Source organism: Streptococcus sp. NCTC 11567 (assembly GCF_902141215.1).
Taxonomy (GTDB): domain Bacteria; phylum Bacillota; class Bacilli; order Lactobacillales; family Streptococcaceae; genus Streptococcus; species Streptococcus dysgalactiae.
The window spans coordinates 1,322,041-1,337,071 of record NZ_LR595857.1 but is presented as its reverse complement, the minus strand read 5'-3'; the positions used below and the strand labels follow the sequence as shown (position 1 = coordinate 1,337,071).

The 15,031-nt window shown below is 35.8% G+C and carries 25 protein-coding genes; 24 read left to right on the top strand and 1 reads right to left on the bottom strand.

Going from position 1 to position 15,031, the window contains the following annotated elements; genetic code table 11:
• The first annotated feature begins 90 nt into the window (after positions 1 to 90).
• From FQT67_RS06740 to FQT67_RS06705, 9 genes are all read left to right on the top strand, one after another.
• Positions 91 to 342, top strand: coding sequence for a hypothetical protein (locus FQT67_RS06740; RefSeq protein WP_046177301.1), 252 nt, complete (start codon positions 91 to 93; stop codon positions 340 to 342).
• 2 nt (positions 343 to 344) lie between these two features.
• Entirely contained in the window at positions 345 to 548 is a 204-nt protein-coding gene (locus FQT67_RS06735) for a hypothetical protein (protein ID WP_046177302.1), read from the top strand.
• A gap of 9 nt (positions 549 to 557) precedes the next feature.
• The gene (locus FQT67_RS06730) at positions 558 to 824 is read left to right on the top strand and encodes a hypothetical protein (RefSeq protein ID WP_000190301.1); all 267 of its coding nucleotides are present in this window, start codon (positions 558 to 560) and stop codon (positions 822 to 824) included.
• 10 nt (positions 825 to 834) lie between these two features.
• Positions 835 to 993, top strand: a complete 159-nt coding sequence (locus FQT67_RS10780; RefSeq protein ID WP_165742490.1) for a hypothetical protein — start codon at positions 835 to 837, stop codon at positions 991 to 993.
• Between the two features lie 4 nt (positions 994 to 997).
• Complete coding sequence (locus tag FQT67_RS06725; protein WP_046177303.1) at positions 998 to 1,207, top strand: hypothetical protein; 210 nt, start codon at positions 998 to 1,000, stop codon at positions 1,205 to 1,207.
• On the top strand, positions 1,194 to 2,015 hold the full coding sequence (locus FQT67_RS06720; RefSeq protein WP_046177304.1) for a phage replisome organizer N-terminal domain-containing protein: 822 nt from the start codon (positions 1,194 to 1,196) through the stop codon (positions 2,013 to 2,015). Before FQT67_RS06725 ends, FQT67_RS06720 begins: the two co-directional genes overlap by 14 nt.
• Before the next feature lie 11 nt (positions 2,016 to 2,026).
• Positions 2,027 to 2,911 (top strand): ATP-binding protein, encoded by an 885-nt coding sequence (locus FQT67_RS06715; protein WP_053042318.1) that lies wholly within the window; start codon positions 2,027 to 2,029, stop codon positions 2,909 to 2,911.
• A gap of 249 nt (positions 2,912 to 3,160) precedes the next feature.
• The gene (locus tag FQT67_RS06710; protein ID WP_000273649.1) at positions 3,161 to 3,343 is read left to right on the top strand and encodes a hypothetical protein; all 183 of its coding nucleotides are present in this window, start codon (positions 3,161 to 3,163) and stop codon (positions 3,341 to 3,343) included.
• 97 nt (positions 3,344 to 3,440) lie between these two features.
• The gene (locus tag FQT67_RS06705) at positions 3,441 to 3,650 is read left to right on the top strand and encodes a hypothetical protein (RefSeq protein ID WP_046177305.1); all 210 of its coding nucleotides are present in this window, start codon (positions 3,441 to 3,443) and stop codon (positions 3,648 to 3,650) included.
• A 13-nt stretch (positions 3,651 to 3,663) separates the two neighbouring features.
• Here FQT67_RS06705 and FQT67_RS06700 read toward each other — a convergent pair.
• Positions 3,664 to 4,808, bottom strand: a protein-coding gene (locus FQT67_RS06700) for an IS3 family transposase (protein WP_115256952.1) whose coding sequence is annotated in 2 segments (ribosomal slippage) — positions 3,664 to 4,574 and positions 4,574 to 4,808 — 1,146 coding nt in all. Because the reading frame shifts where the segments join, the coding sequence is not laid out codon by codon here.
• Positions 4,809 to 4,894: 86 nt separating this feature from the next.
• On the opposite strand from FQT67_RS06700, the gene FQT67_RS06695 reads away from it, so the two are divergent.
• The 15 genes from FQT67_RS06695 (at position 4,895) to FQT67_RS06630 (ending at position 15,026) form a co-directional block, all read left to right on the top strand.
• Positions 4,895 to 5,281: a hypothetical protein gene (locus FQT67_RS06695; protein ID WP_232619998.1), complete on the top strand. Its 387-nt coding sequence runs from the start codon at positions 4,895 to 4,897 to the stop codon at positions 5,279 to 5,281.
• Positions 5,278 to 5,565 (top strand): hypothetical protein, encoded by a 288-nt coding sequence (locus FQT67_RS06690; RefSeq protein ID WP_046177192.1) that lies wholly within the window; start codon positions 5,278 to 5,280, stop codon positions 5,563 to 5,565. Before FQT67_RS06695 ends, FQT67_RS06690 begins: the two co-directional genes overlap by 4 nt.
• 38 nt (positions 5,566 to 5,603) lie before the next feature.
• Positions 5,604 to 6,032 (top strand): hypothetical protein, encoded by a 429-nt coding sequence (locus FQT67_RS06685; protein ID WP_053042316.1) that lies wholly within the window; start codon positions 5,604 to 5,606, stop codon positions 6,030 to 6,032.
• On the top strand, positions 6,025 to 6,351 hold the full coding sequence (locus FQT67_RS06680; protein ID WP_046177191.1) for a hypothetical protein: 327 nt from the start codon (positions 6,025 to 6,027) through the stop codon (positions 6,349 to 6,351). Before FQT67_RS06685 ends, FQT67_RS06680 begins: the two co-directional genes overlap by 8 nt.
• A gap of 17 nt (positions 6,352 to 6,368) precedes the next feature.
• Positions 6,369 to 6,764: a hypothetical protein gene (locus tag FQT67_RS06675; RefSeq protein WP_046177190.1), complete on the top strand. Its 396-nt coding sequence runs from the start codon at positions 6,369 to 6,371 to the stop codon at positions 6,762 to 6,764.
• Positions 6,765 to 6,981: 217 nt separating this feature from the next.
• Complete coding sequence (locus FQT67_RS06670; RefSeq protein ID WP_046177189.1) at positions 6,982 to 7,347, top strand: type II toxin-antitoxin system RelE/ParE family toxin; 366 nt, start codon at positions 6,982 to 6,984, stop codon at positions 7,345 to 7,347.
• Positions 7,337 to 7,633, top strand: a complete 297-nt coding sequence (locus FQT67_RS06665) for a helix-turn-helix transcriptional regulator (RefSeq protein WP_027971722.1) — start codon at positions 7,337 to 7,339, stop codon at positions 7,631 to 7,633. The genes FQT67_RS06670 and FQT67_RS06665 overlap by 11 nt, the downstream gene beginning before the upstream one ends.
• Before the next feature lie 21 nt (positions 7,634 to 7,654).
• Entirely contained in the window at positions 7,655 to 8,860 is a 1,206-nt protein-coding gene (locus tag FQT67_RS06660) for a hypothetical protein (RefSeq protein ID WP_046177188.1), read from the top strand.
• Positions 8,861 to 8,866: 6 nt separating this feature from the next.
• Entirely contained in the window at positions 8,867 to 9,034 is a 168-nt protein-coding gene (locus FQT67_RS10775; protein ID WP_165626014.1) for a hypothetical protein, read from the top strand.
• 897 nt (positions 9,035 to 9,931) lie between these two features.
• Positions 9,932 to 10,093, top strand: coding sequence for a TOMM family cytolysin streptolysin S (gene sagA / locus FQT67_RS06655; RefSeq protein WP_012766767.1), 162 nt, complete (start codon positions 9,932 to 9,934; stop codon positions 10,091 to 10,093).
• A gap of 218 nt (positions 10,094 to 10,311) precedes the next feature.
• Positions 10,312 to 11,262: a SagB family peptide dehydrogenase gene (locus tag FQT67_RS06650; protein ID WP_003061458.1), complete on the top strand. Its 951-nt coding sequence runs from the start codon at positions 10,312 to 10,314 to the stop codon at positions 11,260 to 11,262.
• Entirely contained in the window at positions 11,259 to 12,323 is a 1,065-nt protein-coding gene (locus FQT67_RS06645) for a streptolysin associated protein SagC (protein WP_046177187.1), read from the top strand. Before FQT67_RS06650 ends, FQT67_RS06645 begins: the two co-directional genes overlap by 4 nt.
• A gap of 12 nt (positions 12,324 to 12,335) precedes the next feature.
• Entirely contained in the window at positions 12,336 to 13,694 is a 1,359-nt protein-coding gene (locus FQT67_RS06640; RefSeq protein WP_015016859.1) for a YcaO-like family protein, read from the top strand.
• Entirely contained in the window at positions 13,669 to 14,343 is a 675-nt protein-coding gene (locus FQT67_RS06635; protein ID WP_046177186.1) for a type II CAAX endopeptidase family protein, read from the top strand. Before FQT67_RS06640 ends, FQT67_RS06635 begins: the two co-directional genes overlap by 26 nt.
• Positions 14,340 to 15,026 carry a SagF family protein gene (locus tag FQT67_RS06630; RefSeq protein WP_015016860.1) on the top strand — a complete coding sequence of 229 codons (687 nt, stop codon included), beginning with the start codon at positions 14,340 to 14,342 and terminating at the stop codon, positions 15,024 to 15,026. The genes FQT67_RS06635 and FQT67_RS06630 overlap by 4 nt, the downstream gene beginning before the upstream one ends.
• Positions 15,027 to 15,031: the final 5 nt, after the last annotated feature.

Here is a 15,031-nt window from a genome sequence, read left to right as displayed (position 1 = left end):
CGTGGTTTTGTTAGGTATTTAGTAAGGGAAAAGCCGCCCTTATCAAATATATTTACTTTTATTTTACCAAAAACAAAGGAGAAAATCAAAATGGAAGAAATGAAATCACAACAAGAGCTAGAAAATAAGAAAAAGAAGTTTGCTGATTTAGCAGATATGGCAGAGGCTGTAAAGAGAGCGTTAGATTTACAATCTATTGCATTTGATGCAATTATCAGCATCGAGGATAACGCTATTAGAAATTTGGCAGCTGTAAAAGCACTGAATGCAGTTTATGACCTTAACCAATGTTTATCAAATGATTTACAAGAATTACATGACAAGCTATATGAGGAAGTCTAAAAATGAATGAATTAAATCTAACACCAACACAAAGTGTTATCTTGATTATCATATGTTTGGTTATATTAGCCTTGTTATTGTGCTATGAGAGCTATGTAGAGCTTGATATTATCCCAAAAACTGAGAAGGTAGAGGAAAATACCACTGACTACGTACAAGAGCGCTACGGGGCTTATATTTGGCTTTCTAACAAACATTTCAATTAGGAGGGGAGCATGGCGACATTTTCAGTTGAATTTGAACAGGGTTTATTAGATAGGGTTGATAAGCTGGCACAACAAAAACTAGAGCTAGAGAAGAAGTTGCAAAAGAAAACAGGTCTAATCACAGCCAAGGAACTTAAAGATGAGCTGGATATTTCCGGAACAACATTAAAAAACTGGATGGATATTGGTCTCGTTTCGTACCAATCCCCCTTTGAAAGCAGCAAAAAACTTTATTTTAAAGTTTCTGATGTGATTAACTTTCTGACAATACGCTAGGAGGTCTATTTTGAAAGTATTTATTATTGATGGTGATGCGTGGAGAGGCATGGCGCATTATAGCCCCAGTTTAGATGTTGTGTTTATCAGTAATAAAGTAGATAAGCACGCGCACAATGAACTGATTGAACGTGTGACGAAATCAATTAGTAGAACAATTTGGAGGTGAGGGAATGCCTAATGAACATTATGAAGTAATAAACGTGCTACCAAAGGGCTATATGCTTGGAGATGGTACTATTTTGGATAAAGACACTGAATTTACATCAGAAGAATTTGCTAGAGCAAAGCCAATAATACCAGACGATAACTCGTTATATCAACTATTTAAAAAAGTGAACGAGCGTAGAATGGAGGAAATGCGACAACGTGGCAAAAACTAAAGTATATTTTTGGCTCAAGATTGATAAAAAATTTTTTGAGAACATTTTTATCAAAAGGTTAAAGACTGTTCCGGGGGGCTATACTATGATTGTTATTTACATTAGGCTAATGCTAGAAAGTCTCGATCGTGATTGCGTTTTATACTATGAGGGTTATTTTGAAACTCTGAAAGAGGAGTTAGCTTTGAAGTTGGATGTGTCAGAAGATGATATAGACATGACTATGGCATATTTTATAAAATGTGGGCTAATTCAGATTGATGAAGATAAAAATGCCGAGATGCCCCAAGCTAAAGCTATTGTTATGAGTGAAACAAACTGGGCTGGATACAAAAGAAATCAGAGGGAAAAGGAGAAGTTAGATAATGTCCAATCAAATTTGACAAATTCCAACTCATGTCCAACAGAGATAGAGTTAGAGAAAGAGTTAGATATAGAGAAAGAGCAACAGCTAGAGCAAAAAGAAAAAAATGCTGCTGGAGTTGGTAAAAATCCAATCTTTGAAAAACTAAAAGAGGCTTTTGGAGAGATGGCAATATCTGGCACAATCGTTCGAGAAGTGGAGGATTTGCTAGAAAGCCATGGGAAAGTCCTAGTGATGCATGCCCTAGATGAAACTATTTTGAATAATGGTAGGTCAATTAGATATACACGTTCCATACTTGAGCGATGGAAAGGGCAGGGTCTTAATACCGTTGAACAAGTTAAGCAGAGCAGAGCAACGCATGACGCTAAGAAACAGCAAACCAATCAACCAGAGCCTACTAGCTATGAAGATTGGATACCAACACAAGAAAATCTATTTTAGGAGGTCAGAAAATGAAATCATTACAATCTAGTTTAGGAAATATTGAGACAGTTGAAGTTGATGAAATTTGTGTAAAACATGGTATAAAACTTTATCAAATTTCAAAGAAGATGAGTGTTACTATTGGGCAGGATGAAAATGGACAACCAATAAAGGAAATGCGTTTAGTTCCCCCTTTCTGCCCACAATGCCAAATAGAACAGAAAAAGCAGGATGAAGAAAATGCAATTACTGATAATTTGAATGCTAATCTATACTTGAAAACTTATAATGTATTGATGAGCAATAAAAGCTATGTACCAAATGAGTTGAAAACTAAAACATTTGATGATTTTAATGCTATAACATCAGAAGAAAAGCGATTTTTAGAATTTGCAAAAGGTCAGGTACAAAAATATCTTGATGGCATGAGAGGAAATACGCTTATCACAGGAGGTACAGGGATCGGCAAAACACTTCTATCGGTTGCTATTGCTAAAAGTATCAATGAGGGCTATAAGACGAAAGGAGAGCCTAAGAGTGTATTATTTGTTAGCTTGACTGAAATCATCAAACAGATAAAAGAGGGATGGAATTATGGTAAAGGTGCAACGCTTACAGAGTTTGAAGCGATTGAACTCATGAAATCTGTTGATTACTTAATTATTGATGATTTAGGTGCAAAAAATGCTGTCATTAAACCTAAGAGCGATTGGGAGCAGGATTTACTTTTTGATGTACTAAATAATCGAGAAAATACTATATTTAATACAAATCTTGATAGCGATGAACTCAAGACAGTGTACAACGAGCGGAATTATAGCCGTATTCTAAAAGGGCTTGAGGGTAACACTTTTAAGGCGTTCGGTATTAAAGATAAGCGATACTCAATCAATCAGTTAAAGAGTAATATGTGATAATGAAATAACTTACAAACCTAAACAAAAATAGACACTTTTCATGGGGTGAGAAATCGCCCTTTTGAGAAGTAATAGCCATGCTTTCCTTGACCATATAAATCAAGCGTGACAAACTAACCAATTTGAAAAACAGCCATAAGGTATACAAAAAGGGTAGTATTTTAGCATACGAACCCTAAAAACCTAGTGAAATCAATAGACTAGGGATATTCAGATTATAATAAAATCAAATAAAGGAGCGAAAACATGTATTTTAAAGATATTAAACCAATGGAATCAGTAGCCGAGTTATTAAACCAAGGCTGGATAATTTTAGAAAAAGATGGTATAATTAAGAAAGTCAATAACGTAAGTCATGGTAGTGTAGAAATCCATTTTAGAGATGGTGTGCCATACAAAAAGACTGAACATGTTGACAGTTTAATTTAATAAATAATGCTAGAGGAAGAACCCAATGCAAATTTCAAGGCGTATAGCTTTGTTATTGTGTTGGGTTCTTTTATTTTGTCATAAGGAGGATTTTAAAATGACAACGTCAAATGTATTACCTAAAATTCAATCTATCGTATCTCAAGTAAATACTAAACGTGATGTGGTGGATGAGCACAAACAAAAACTTGATGCAGTTAAGGCGGAATTAGAACAAGCCAAAACTAACAGGGAAAAGAATTTCTCGTTTGAAACTGACAATAAGGTGTCAGAGTTAGAAAGTTATGGACTAATGTCAAATAAGTAGACAGAAAACCGTGTTATTTTATTGCGATAAAATAATTTTCTTCTTTCTGATTAGGGGTTAGTCCTAGATTAGCCGTATGTGGGTTGTAATTGTTATAAAAATTCTCAATGTATTCAAAGCAGTCTAATTGAACCTGTTTGATATTTTGATAATGTTTTCGGTTGATTTGTCTATGCTTTAAATACTTGAAAAATGCTTCCGTTACGGCATTATCATAAGGATATCCAGGTTTAGAAAAAGAATGCATGATATTGTTGTCATCAATTATTTTTCTCAATTCCCTGGCCTTAAATTGTGACCCTTGGTCGGAATGAAAGAGAAGTGTTCCTTCAATCTTTCTTTTATTAAGAGCTAATTCTAGAGTGTCACATGCTAACTTTGCATCCATACGGTGACTCAATTTCCAAGCAATACATTTTCTAGAATAGAGATCAAGTATTGCGCAGAGATAGACATATTTCTTATATCCAATAGAAATATAGGTGAAGTCAGTAGACCATACTTGATTAGGTTTGTCAGGATAAAATTTCTGGTTGAGTAAGTTTTGAGGATACGTTTTTTGAGTCTTTTTAAGAGCTGTTTTTGGCTTAATGGTAGCCATTTTAGGGAGCGCCATATTCTTCATTAGACGGTAAATTCTTCCTTCAGAGATTTTTGTGTCGTAGTCTCTTTGAAGAATGACCTTGATAGACTTCACACCAAGTCTTTTGTTTGCTTTGGTATAAATTTCAAGTATTTGTTTTCTATAAATTTGATTATCCAATTCTCTTTTTGAGGGCTTATGTTTTAGAAATTTATAGTAAGTGGAGCGATTGACACGTAAACCACGACACAAGGTTGTTGTGGCGTGTTCAAAGCGTAACCGATAGACAGCGAGGAGTCTTACTTTAAGTTTTGCATGAATATGGCACTTGCTTTTTTTAGGATAAGGTTCTCCTCTTCAAGCTGCGCATTACGTTTTTGTAGCTCTTGTATTTGCTTGGTAGTAAGTACAGAATTATCTTCGAGTTTGACTTGAGAATACTGTTTGATCCATTTTGCAAGCGCAGAAGCGGATACCCCATAGCCTTTACAGAGTTCAGACTGAGTTTTTCCAGTTTGATAAAGGTTGACAAGAGATTGTTTGAATTCTTCATCGTAGCGTTTAACTGTTGACATAGGTTGTCCTTTCGTTTTTGTGTCTTTTAAAACAGATTATAACACACAAAGTTTTGTCTACTTTTATAGTATACATCCATTATATCATGCGTGTTGAAAGTCGATACAGTGCCTTAGAACGCGAACTTGATACGGAGTTACCTAATAAGTTACGTGAAGTTGAAGAGTTGTATCATACGTATGTAGTTGAACAATGGGGGCAAAACGAAGAAGTTAAGGAGCTGACAGAACAAACATTAAATAGCTTTAAAGAAACAGTTTCCTTGCTTAGTCAATATACCAAGAAACCATCAGAGTTTAATAAACAAGTGCTGTCACAGATTGTCAATGAAGATTTTAGAAAGGCATTCAGTGGGCAAACAACTTTTATCGGTGCTGATAATCACTCTTTAGCTACGGCGCTACCGCTAGACTATGAGACATATCAAAAGTTATATGCCGCAGGGCGTAGCCTAGGGGTTAATCTTGGATGATTTATAAGAAGTATCATACAGCGCTGGTATTTACGCTGGTTTTGCAACATCTGCTAAAAGATACTAAGTTAGAGGAAAAAGCGTTTAATTTATATGCTGATATTTTGGAACAAGAGAAAGTACCAAAACATCAGATTAAATCAGCTATTCTATACTCAAAAAGAATTATCAGAGCCTTTGAAAAGGGGCAAATTTCACAGCCATCACCCTTTACGAGTTGGCAGAAAGTTAGGCAAGTCATTAAAAAGGGTATAGCTAAAATGGTTGGTTATTTTAGTCCGTAGGGGGGTATTATCCCCCTTTACATGTTAGGAGGTAGTAAGTGGCAGGAAATGAAAATGATAGCCTTACAACTAAACAAGTGAAGTTTATAGATGCCATGCTTACTGAACCAACGATAGAAAAAGCATGCGAAAAAGCAGGGATAGCTAGGGCAACAGGGCATAAGTATCTGAATATTGCAGCTGTTAGAAAGACGTTAAGGATAAAGCAAGATGAGATGATGGATAAAACAACTCAAATGCTATACCTAGCCTCGTCTAACGCTGTTTCTGTACTCAATGATATTATGATGGACAGTAAGGTCAACCCGTTTATAAGAACACAAGCAGCAAAGGCTATACTTGAACAATCTTATAAGACCCATGAAATTTTTGGAGTTGTAAGGCAGATTGAAGAATTGAGGTTGGAAATTGAAGAAGTATCTAAAGGAAATCAAAGAGTTACAAGAACTCAAGGAGTTATTGAGTAGTAGAAATTTGCCAGAGTTTATCATTGTTGAGGGAAACAATGACTTAGGTGAGTTTTTTCAAGTTGATGGTGAGCTATTTAGTGATGTTGAACTTTTGGGAAATCTCAAAAAGTGGGATGAGTGGGATGTGTCAATTATCATAGATGACGATACTAATCGTAGCATAAGTGATGATTTTTCAGAGATAATTTATTTTCCAACTCATGAGGATAATATGGACTATATTAGGGTTAACAAAGGTCTAGAACCTTTGTATCATACGATAAACAAGCCCTATGTGACAATTTCTAAAAGTGAATGGCTAGAGCTGTTAGATTGATAATTTAGGAGGTATCAATGACTAAGAAAAAAATTGAGCGTATTTCTGTAATACACCGAGAAAAGATTTTATGGCTCAAGTGGTATTTCATGCGAGATAAAGAACAGCCTAAGTATAGTATTCTTGAGCGAAAAATGTTTGATGCTGCTAAAAATCAAGATATGCTAGCTTATCAAAAATACGCAACTATCAAGCAGATAACAGATATTAGGGTAAAAACAAGCGAGGCTGACATTTTAGAGGCTGTAAAAGAGGTTTATGTGTATAATCATATGAATGTTATCGGAGCTTGTCAGCGGATATTATTTATTAGCCAATCGCCAGCTTATGACAAGTTGAATAAGTGGTTTGATACCTATTCTGATTTGTATTTTAGCGTTGTACCTTTGCCAAACATGGGGGATATATCATGAGATGCTAAGCATCTAATTTTTATAAAGGAGTAAAGAAATATGAAAGAAAAAATACGAGGAACAACCTTGGATGTTGTGATAGAGGTAGCCACGGTGCGAATCCGTGTCATTGTGCTAGCATCTAGGAAACTAGGTGCTTTTTTTGTTTTAATAACTTAAAAGTATTTACAAATAATAACTTTTAGGTTATAATATCTCTTAGAAAGAGGTGCTAATAGTGCATAATATCTATTTTTATAAGGATAAGAATGGGAATGAGCCTGTTTTAGATTATATGCGAGAGCTTGCTAGTAAAAAAGGGAAAGATAGTAGAATTAAACTCAATAAAATCAATGATTATATTGAGTTACTAAGCCAGCATGGAACACGCGCAGGAGAACCCTATATTAAGCATTTAGATGCTGAAATTTGGGAACTAAGACCACTTAGAGATAGAATTTTATTTGTGGCTTGGATTGATGGTAGTTTTGTTTTACTACATCACTTTATGAAAAAGACACAGAAAACACCTAAAAGAGAGATTGATCAAGCTAAACGTGAGCTAGCAGATTTGAAAGAAAGAGGTTTAGATAATGAAAAATAATGCTATTGGTAGTAACTGGAAAGATGTAAGAGCTGAATTATTCAGCAAAGAAGAAATTTTGGAAAGTGATATGCGCGTGGCTATCATGAGCGAGCTTATCGAGGCTAGAAATGAAAAGGGCATTAGCCAGAAGAAACTAGAGGAGATGAGTGGTGTTAGTCAACCTGTTATCGCTAGGATGGAAACAGGAAAGACAAGCCCACAGCTTGATACAGTGCTAAAAGTATTGGCTAGTTTGGGTAAGACTTTAGCTGTTGTACCCATAGAGGGCGAACAGGTAAGCTAGATTTATTACAGGAGGTAGAATATGACGGCTGAAATTAGTATATTAAACAAACATGGCATCGTCCTAGCGGCTGATAGTGCAGTAACTGTTAGTTTTGGACAGGGGCAAGCAAAGACATATAACGCAGTAAATAAACTATTTTCACTTGGTGGACATCATGATATAGGGATTATGATTTATGGAAATGCTGAGTTTATGGATATACCTTGGGAAATTATTATCAAGGAATTTAGAAAAGAGTATTGTAATAAAATATTTGTTAGATTGGAAGATTGCTCTATAGCTTTCCTTGAATTTCTTAAGAAGGAAAAATTCAAAAATGATGCTATTTCACAGCGAATGATCCAATCTGTAATTTTATTATTACTACAGAAATTACTGGATATTTCAAGTAAAAAACTCAATGATATACAGGCAGATAATCCAGAAGTCCCAATTTCTTCAGAAAAAATAATTGAAATTATTTCGGAAATTATTATTGAAAACCTTAATACAGATAATGATATTATATTATTAGAAAATCTTGATAAAGAAACTTTTCACTCAGACTTCTCAGAATATTGTAAAGGGATATTACGAGAGAATGTTTACTTGGCAGACGAGTATTTACAAAAAATAACGGATATCTTTATAGAATTGTCATACCAGATTGTCGTTTCTAAAAATAGTTTTGATTCGATTTCTGGGATAGTTATAGGTGGATATGGTAGTGAAGAATTATTCCCTTCCTTGGTATCATATGAAATAAGTTATGCATTTAGAGATGAAATAAAAATAGAGAAGACTAATAGTAATAATGTAGATCTTCTAAACAGTGATGCCTCGATAGTCCCATTTGCCCAGTCAGACATGATTTCAACTATCTTGACAGGCATGGATCCTTTTATGAATGAAGTAGTAAGTCAGTCAATTATCGGTCTAGACAATTTATCAGAAGATGAGAAATATAATATAATTAATCAAATTAGTGAACAGCAGAAACAACAATTTATAAATCCGATTTTAGGTGTCGTAAGAACGTTAGCGTTACCAGAGTTAGCGAATATGGCTGAAACGTTAGTAAACTTAACATCTTTTAAACGTCATATAACAGATTCACTTGAAACGGTAGGGGGACCAGTTGATGTCTTGGTGATATCCAAAGGAGATGGGCCAATTTGGATTAATAGGAAAGAATATTTTGACATCTCTAAAAATTTGGAGTATTCTAATAGGAAAAGGAGGTAGATTTTCATGTCACTAATTTTTCAAACTTATTTTAAATCTCAAGAAACTAAACATAGTCAAACTGAAAGTCTAAAATTACAGAATTCTCCTATTCTAAAATTGAGTCAAAAAGATATTGACTTAACGATTAAAGATGTATATAATGAAATTTTAAAATTAGATAAGCGCAAATAAAAAGTAAAATATGTAAAAAATAGCACCTCATAGGGTGCTATTTTCTTGCCTGCTGAACTCATAATTTAATACCTTTTTTACTACCCCTTTAGTATATTGTATATGTTTGTACTTTACATTTTAGAGTTAAACGGGTAAAAAGTAGGTTAGTAATTTAGCATATTTTATTGAACTGTTTGATATTGGGATAACTTAAAAAAATAGACGGTAAGACAGAAATCGGTCATTCGTAGAATGCGATTTCGTTGTCGCCCCCACCCGTCAGGCTGACTAGGTTGGTCACGACAAAAGGAGTGAGCGTTCAGACAGCTACGACGCAAAAGTGATAGAATAGAAAGCTTGGGAAATCCCAAGCTTTTTTCTTTGTAAAGAGTGAAAACTAATTGTGGACTAATTTATCCTGAGCTAATGTATTAGCGAGGTAAAGTTATTGAGGAAGGCTTGGATATGTTATCCAAGTCTTTTCTTTTTGCGGTAAGACAGAGATCGGTCATTCGTAGAATACGATTTTGTCGTCGCATCCCCAGTTAGGCTGACTAGAATGGCCACGATAAAAAGGAGTTAGTAGAGGAGTACAAAGATGAAAGAAGTAATTTTGAGAGTTAGGTTCTCGTTGTCTCGCGATTTCCTCCATTAAAGTTTTTTGAGTCTTTCTTAATTATCATTTTTGTATTAATTAATTGTTATTTTTAGACAAAAAATTTCCCAAAATGAGAAAGAAAGGGTTTACATTTAAATCATTTTTTACTATAATATAGGTGATAAGAATTGAATAGTTGTTTGGTGACAATCATACAAAAGCTAGCCTTGTCATGAGGTCACATTTAGGGCTATCTAAAAAAACAATTATACGAACTCTTATCAGTTGTTTATTTGTTGGATAAGGAGGTAATCGTTATGTTACAATTTACTTCAAATATTTTAGCTACTAGTGTAGCTGAAACAACTCAAGTTGCTCCTGGAGGCTGCTGCTGCTGCTGTACTACATGTTGCTTCTCAATTAACGTTGGGGGCGGTAGTGCTCAAGGTGGTAGCGGAAGCTATACACCAGGTAAATAATCTATTTAATACCTCAATTTAATGGCATATCAACGTGATTAGTTTGCTAGCGACTAGGTTACCTATCGTAACAGTTGGTGAGACTAGTATTAAATGGAGGTGTTAGGACATGAGGCAGTGGTAATCGTCTTGGTTCTAGTGTCTCGAGGTAATTAGCAGGTACTAAGTGGTACCTGCTAATTACTATATGTTTGGTAGAATAAGATAGGAAGATCACTATGCCATTTTTTACGAAAGATAAACACGTTTTAGACAATCGTCCCCCCCTAACGTCGGAAAAGGCAAGACAATTATTTGAATTTAATACCAATCACTTATCCTTATCGGGGTATCATCATCAGACGGTTCTAAAGACATCAAAACAGCTGGTTGCTCAACATTTAATGCCTAATGAGGCCGATAATCTTAGTCAGCGATTTTTAATGAATTACAAGTCTAATAATAATTATCTAGGCTTCCAAGCAAGTGTCGTTGACTTTTTCACCGATTCTGCTGTAGCAACTTTTTCAAGTAGCGCTTATTTTGAAAGTAGAGAAGGCATTATTCCTCTACCTAAACCGTCGAAGATAACAACAGCACTGTCTACCTGTATTACACAGAGAAGGAGTCACCGACAATTTGTAGATAGGGAAATGCCCCTCCAAGATTTAGCTAATCTCCTGTATTACGCTTGTGGAGTAAGTGCGGAAGCACCTATCAAAGATGGTCGGCCGGATAAAGTAACGTTAAGAAATTGTGCTTCTGGGGGCGGTTTATACCCGATTACTCTCCTCTTTTATGCCAGAAATATTAATAAACTGCAAAATGGCTTTTATGAGTACTTGCCTTACCAGCATGCCCTAAGGTGTCGTCAGCTTAGCCCGGAGGAAAATATCAGGGCTTTCGCAGAATATGGTGCCATTAATGCTGAAAATTGCAATCTTGTTTTCATTTATGTGTACCACTACCTTAAAAATACACGTAAATATGGTAATCAGGCGACTGCTTATGCCTTTATTGAATCAGGTGAGATAGCTCAGAATATTCAATTAACAGCGACAGCTCTTGTCTACGGTAGCATTGATATTGGCGGGTATAATAAAGAATACCTTCAAGAGAAGTTAAGTTTAGATGGAATTAGTCAACATGTGATTCACATGACGCTTGTAGGAAATAAGGAGTCTCAATGAAATACCAATTAAATAGTAATGTTCGTATTGTTCAATTTCAAGATACTTTTTGTTTTAGAAAAGGTATTTGGGATTTTAATGAAGCTGTTTTAGATGTTTCGCAAGAACCCCAGACTTTAAAAGAAGTTTATCGAGACGTTGTGACAACCTTGATTACAGGTGAAGTTCTTGATACAGATAATTATGAGAATCACTTAGATACGGATCTGTTTGCAACCTTTATGGAAGTTATAACAGCTTTGTATTATAATGATCTGTTAATGCTAGAAGACGATTATGCCCTTGAAGAGAATATCATGAAAGTCTTAATGGGTAATTTCCGTTTTATGGCAGAAGCTGGACATACTAAAAATACTGCTCCAGTTCTTTTTATCAGTGATTCGACTAACGTCAATGAGTCAGCAGAATTACTGGCTCACCAATTACACTTGCCTTTGGAAGTAGCCAGTGATGAGTTGAAACTACTGATTCAACAAACGGATGTGACCTCTCGCTTAGATGCATTGACGCATCATCGACATATGAAGAAGTTGACTGAAGCTTTAGAAAGCTACCAAAGTATTGTCGTTTGTCAAGAACGCTTGAATATTATGATGTTGCGTCATTTGAACGAAGTAAGCGTCTCTCATCATAAACAATTGGTACTAGGCTTTGTTGATGGTCCATTCTTGCATGCTTGTACCTTAAATCCTCCTCACAGTGCTGATTTTGATAGTTTAGAAAGACGTGTCTTGGCCCGGTTGCAAGACCATACGCTATATCAACATTTTGCTAATCAAGCTTTACCACCAACTCAAATGGTCAGCAAAGCATATCTTCCTCTGCTTAACATTTTGATGAATTTAGTTATTAGCGAAGCCTTTATCATTGCTCAAACAGGAAGCTCAAAATTTGAAGGCCGTCTATTAAGTATTTATTTACCAACACTTGAAATTCAAGTGCAAGATATTCTAAAAATGTCAAATTCTCAGGCACAGGGGGCATTAGCAAGATTAAAATATGAGGATCAACAAATGTCAACACGTGAGATTGTTAGAAAACTCCTTAACGAAGAAGAATAAGGAGGTAGAAAGATGTTACAGTATTACCCTTCCTTTAATCATATTTTTGATGATCTCAAAGGCTTGAGTGGTAACCGGACGGGTATTTTAAATCAATCACAAGCTCCTGTCTGTAACCATCCCCATGATGTCTACTTAAAAAGCGTGACGGGGCAGATGCCTGATTACCATAAACAATTTATTGGTGAGTTGAGCCAGGTCAGTTATCATATTATTGGATATGGCAGTCACTATGAAGAGGCTCTGATTAGATACTTAGGAGAAAGCATTGAACGTTATGCGAGTATCATTTCGGGGGACTTGTTATCTGACCGAATTGTTTATGCTTCTCATAAGGAATTGAGCCAAACTGATCACGTTATGCCTCTGGAATATTTACAAGTCTTCACTCAGGACCAGATTGATCGTTGCCTAGATTTGCACATGGTGATGTGTGATAAAATGGTGACTGAAGAGGATGTTTTGGGTTGGGTGAAATGCCCAATGTTCTTTGAGGACCAAGACATGTATGTTCCGGCCCAAATGCTTTGTATTGGGTATAAAACTAATGAAGCAGTGGGAGAAAAACATATTATTCCAGGATTTTCAACAGGGACAGCATCTCATACTAGTTTAGAAGCAGCTATGTGCAACAGCCTGATTGAATATATTCAAATTGATTCGATGATGCTGAGCTGGCACACCAAAAAACCTTGTCCTAGAATTATAATCGATGACCCTGATATTCAGGCAATTTTGGAAGAAGCTAGGTTAGGCAAAGACAGTTTGTATGAGATTATTCCTATTGATATGACAGTGGGGGAAGATAATCCGCTATATACCTTTGGCATTATTCTTAAAAATAAATACAACGAAGGTCCTTATCTTCTCTTTGGTGTTCAGGCTGGTTTAGATCCTAAACATACCTTACTCAGAGGCATCATGGAAGCGGCAGCTATTAGTTATAGTTATTACTATAATCTTTTGTATAAAAAGGATGCTCTTGATAATATTGAGAGTAACCATCCGCTCTTTTTAGATTTGGATAGTAATGTGTTTTATTACGCTCATCCAAAAGACCAAGCTTATAAATGGGAGGCTTTTGAACCTTTGATTTCAGGTGAAATCTTGCTTAGTGAGTTGGAGGATCATTCTGGTAAAGACAAAAAAGAAGATTTAAAAATCTTATTAGCTTATACCAAACAGGTTAGTCCAAATGCTGTTTTTCTTGATATAACCCCTCCTGAAGCTGCAGAAAAAGGTTGGTATGTGACCCGTGTGTTAACTCCTGAACTTCTTGAAATGTGTATTCCGGCCTTTCCATTTGCTAATCATCCGCGAATGAGACAGTTTGGAGGTGTGACCAATGCCTTTGTTCACCCAATGCCTTAATTTTTGCTTACTGTCAGTGACCATTTGTCCATCAATTCCTATGCAAGCTATTTTTGGGAAAGGAAGTAGTGGTTACGGCTTTAATTTAGTTGCTTTTCTAAAAGCAGTTTTGGTTTATTATGTCATCGCATTAGCAGGCACCTATCTAATGATGCCCCAGTTGAACTTATCTTTTGGCCCCATTGATTGGAAACTGATTGTCATGGGATTAGGATTGAGTGTTTTGATTTTAGTGGTTGAAGTGCTTTTCCTTCACCTTATGCGTTGCTGGAAAAAGCGGCAATGGTTTAAGTTGACCATATCATTTGTTGGAACAACAAGGGAATGGAAGAAGCTAATCTATCCTTTGCTTCTAGCTATCTGTGAAGAAGTCACTTATAGGTTGTTGTGGTTTAATATTTTATTGGTTCAATGGCAACTTCCCCTAGCTGCTGTACTGGCTATCACAAGTTTTTGTTACGCGTTGAACCACGTATTGATGGGGAAATCTATTTTCTATGCCAAATTAGTGACAGGGTTCATTTATGGAAGTCTTTATTACGTGACCGGTAGTTTATGGTTGGTCATCATCGCTCACGTTGGAAGTAATCTATTAGTTGAGTGTCTTAGCCATCTTCAAACAAGACAGACAAAGGTGGTGGCTAAATGATAATAGGAATGTTACTAATCGTTTTATGCCTAATCACACTTTGGTTAACCAGTCCTCGTAGACGTCGATTAGTGAGATGGCATTTTCAACGGGTAAGTGTCTTATCTTATCAAGATTGGTTAGATGCGATGTTGAGTGTTATCCAAATGAGTATTGTTGTTCTGGTATTGTTTGGGTATTCGGCGAGACTTAATCTTGGAGACTTTTTGCCTTTTCTAGGACGGCTGACTTGGAGTTGGCAGTTCCTAGTCTATATGGTTTTGTACCTATTGGCGTTAATCGAAATAACCCTTGTTGTTCTGGTTCTCCTTTTTGATCTTGTTCTCCAAAAAGATAGTCGCTTACTGTTTAAGAAACTCACCTGGTTAGCTTTTAAACCTGATAAACCAATCGCTAGTTTATTTTTACTTAGCTTAGTTCTCCTTGCTGATAGTATTTTCTATTTAGGTCTATTGGTGGCTTTAGGAAAGCAGTCGCTAGTGAGTGTATTAGGACTCGTTTTAGGCTATGCATTGGCTAAGGCGTGTCGCTATTCAAGCGGTTTACATTGGGTGCTGGCGTTTTGTCTCTTTGCTCTTATTGGAGTTTGGGCGGTAACAGCTACGCTTTTATATGGCTGGTTAGCTGGAGTGTTAGTATTAATAGTGACTTACACGATGATTAGTTTTAAAGAGCAACAGTAATGTTG

Coding starts and splice junctions, on each gene's coding strand:
- FQT67_RS06705 (WP_046177305.1), top strand. CDS start 3,441: ATGACAACGTCAAATGTATTACCTAAAATTCAATCTATCGTATCTCAA.
- FQT67_RS06635 (WP_046177186.1), top strand. CDS start 13,669: ATGCCTTTGTTCACCCAATGCCTTAATTTTTGCTTACTGTCAGTGACC.
- FQT67_RS06740 (WP_046177301.1), top strand. CDS start 91: ATGGAAGAAATGAAATCACAACAAGAGCTAGAAAATAAGAAAAAGAAG.
- FQT67_RS06660 (WP_046177188.1), top strand. CDS start 7,655: ATGACGGCTGAAATTAGTATATTAAACAAACATGGCATCGTCCTAGCG.
- FQT67_RS06725 (WP_046177303.1), top strand. CDS start 998: ATGCCTAATGAACATTATGAAGTAATAAACGTGCTACCAAAGGGCTAT.
- FQT67_RS06640 (WP_015016859.1), top strand. CDS start 12,336: ATGTTACAGTATTACCCTTCCTTTAATCATATTTTTGATGATCTCAAA.
- FQT67_RS10775 (WP_165626014.1), top strand. CDS start 8,867: ATGTCACTAATTTTTCAAACTTATTTTAAATCTCAAGAAACTAAACAT.
- FQT67_RS06665 (WP_027971722.1), top strand. CDS start 7,337: ATGAAAAATAATGCTATTGGTAGTAACTGGAAAGATGTAAGAGCTGAA.
- FQT67_RS06715 (WP_053042318.1), top strand. CDS start 2,027: ATGAAATCATTACAATCTAGTTTAGGAAATATTGAGACAGTTGAAGTT.
- FQT67_RS06675 (WP_046177190.1), top strand. CDS start 6,369: ATGACTAAGAAAAAAATTGAGCGTATTTCTGTAATACACCGAGAAAAG.
- FQT67_RS06645 (WP_046177187.1), top strand. CDS start 11,259: ATGAAATACCAATTAAATAGTAATGTTCGTATTGTTCAATTTCAAGAT.
- FQT67_RS06735 (WP_046177302.1), top strand. CDS start 345: ATGAATGAATTAAATCTAACACCAACACAAAGTGTTATCTTGATTATC.
- FQT67_RS06630 (WP_015016860.1), top strand. CDS start 14,340: ATGATAATAGGAATGTTACTAATCGTTTTATGCCTAATCACACTTTGG.
- sagA (WP_012766767.1), top strand. CDS start 9,932: ATGTTACAATTTACTTCAAATATTTTAGCTACTAGTGTAGCTGAAACA.
- FQT67_RS06650 (WP_003061458.1), top strand. CDS start 10,312: ATGCCATTTTTTACGAAAGATAAACACGTTTTAGACAATCGTCCCCCC.
- FQT67_RS06710 (WP_000273649.1), top strand. CDS start 3,161: ATGTATTTTAAAGATATTAAACCAATGGAATCAGTAGCCGAGTTATTA.
- FQT67_RS06730 (WP_000190301.1), top strand. CDS start 558: ATGGCGACATTTTCAGTTGAATTTGAACAGGGTTTATTAGATAGGGTT.
- FQT67_RS06690 (WP_046177192.1), top strand. CDS start 5,278: ATGATTTATAAGAAGTATCATACAGCGCTGGTATTTACGCTGGTTTTG.
- FQT67_RS06695 (WP_232619998.1), top strand. CDS start 4,895: ATGCGTGTTGAAAGTCGATACAGTGCCTTAGAACGCGAACTTGATACG.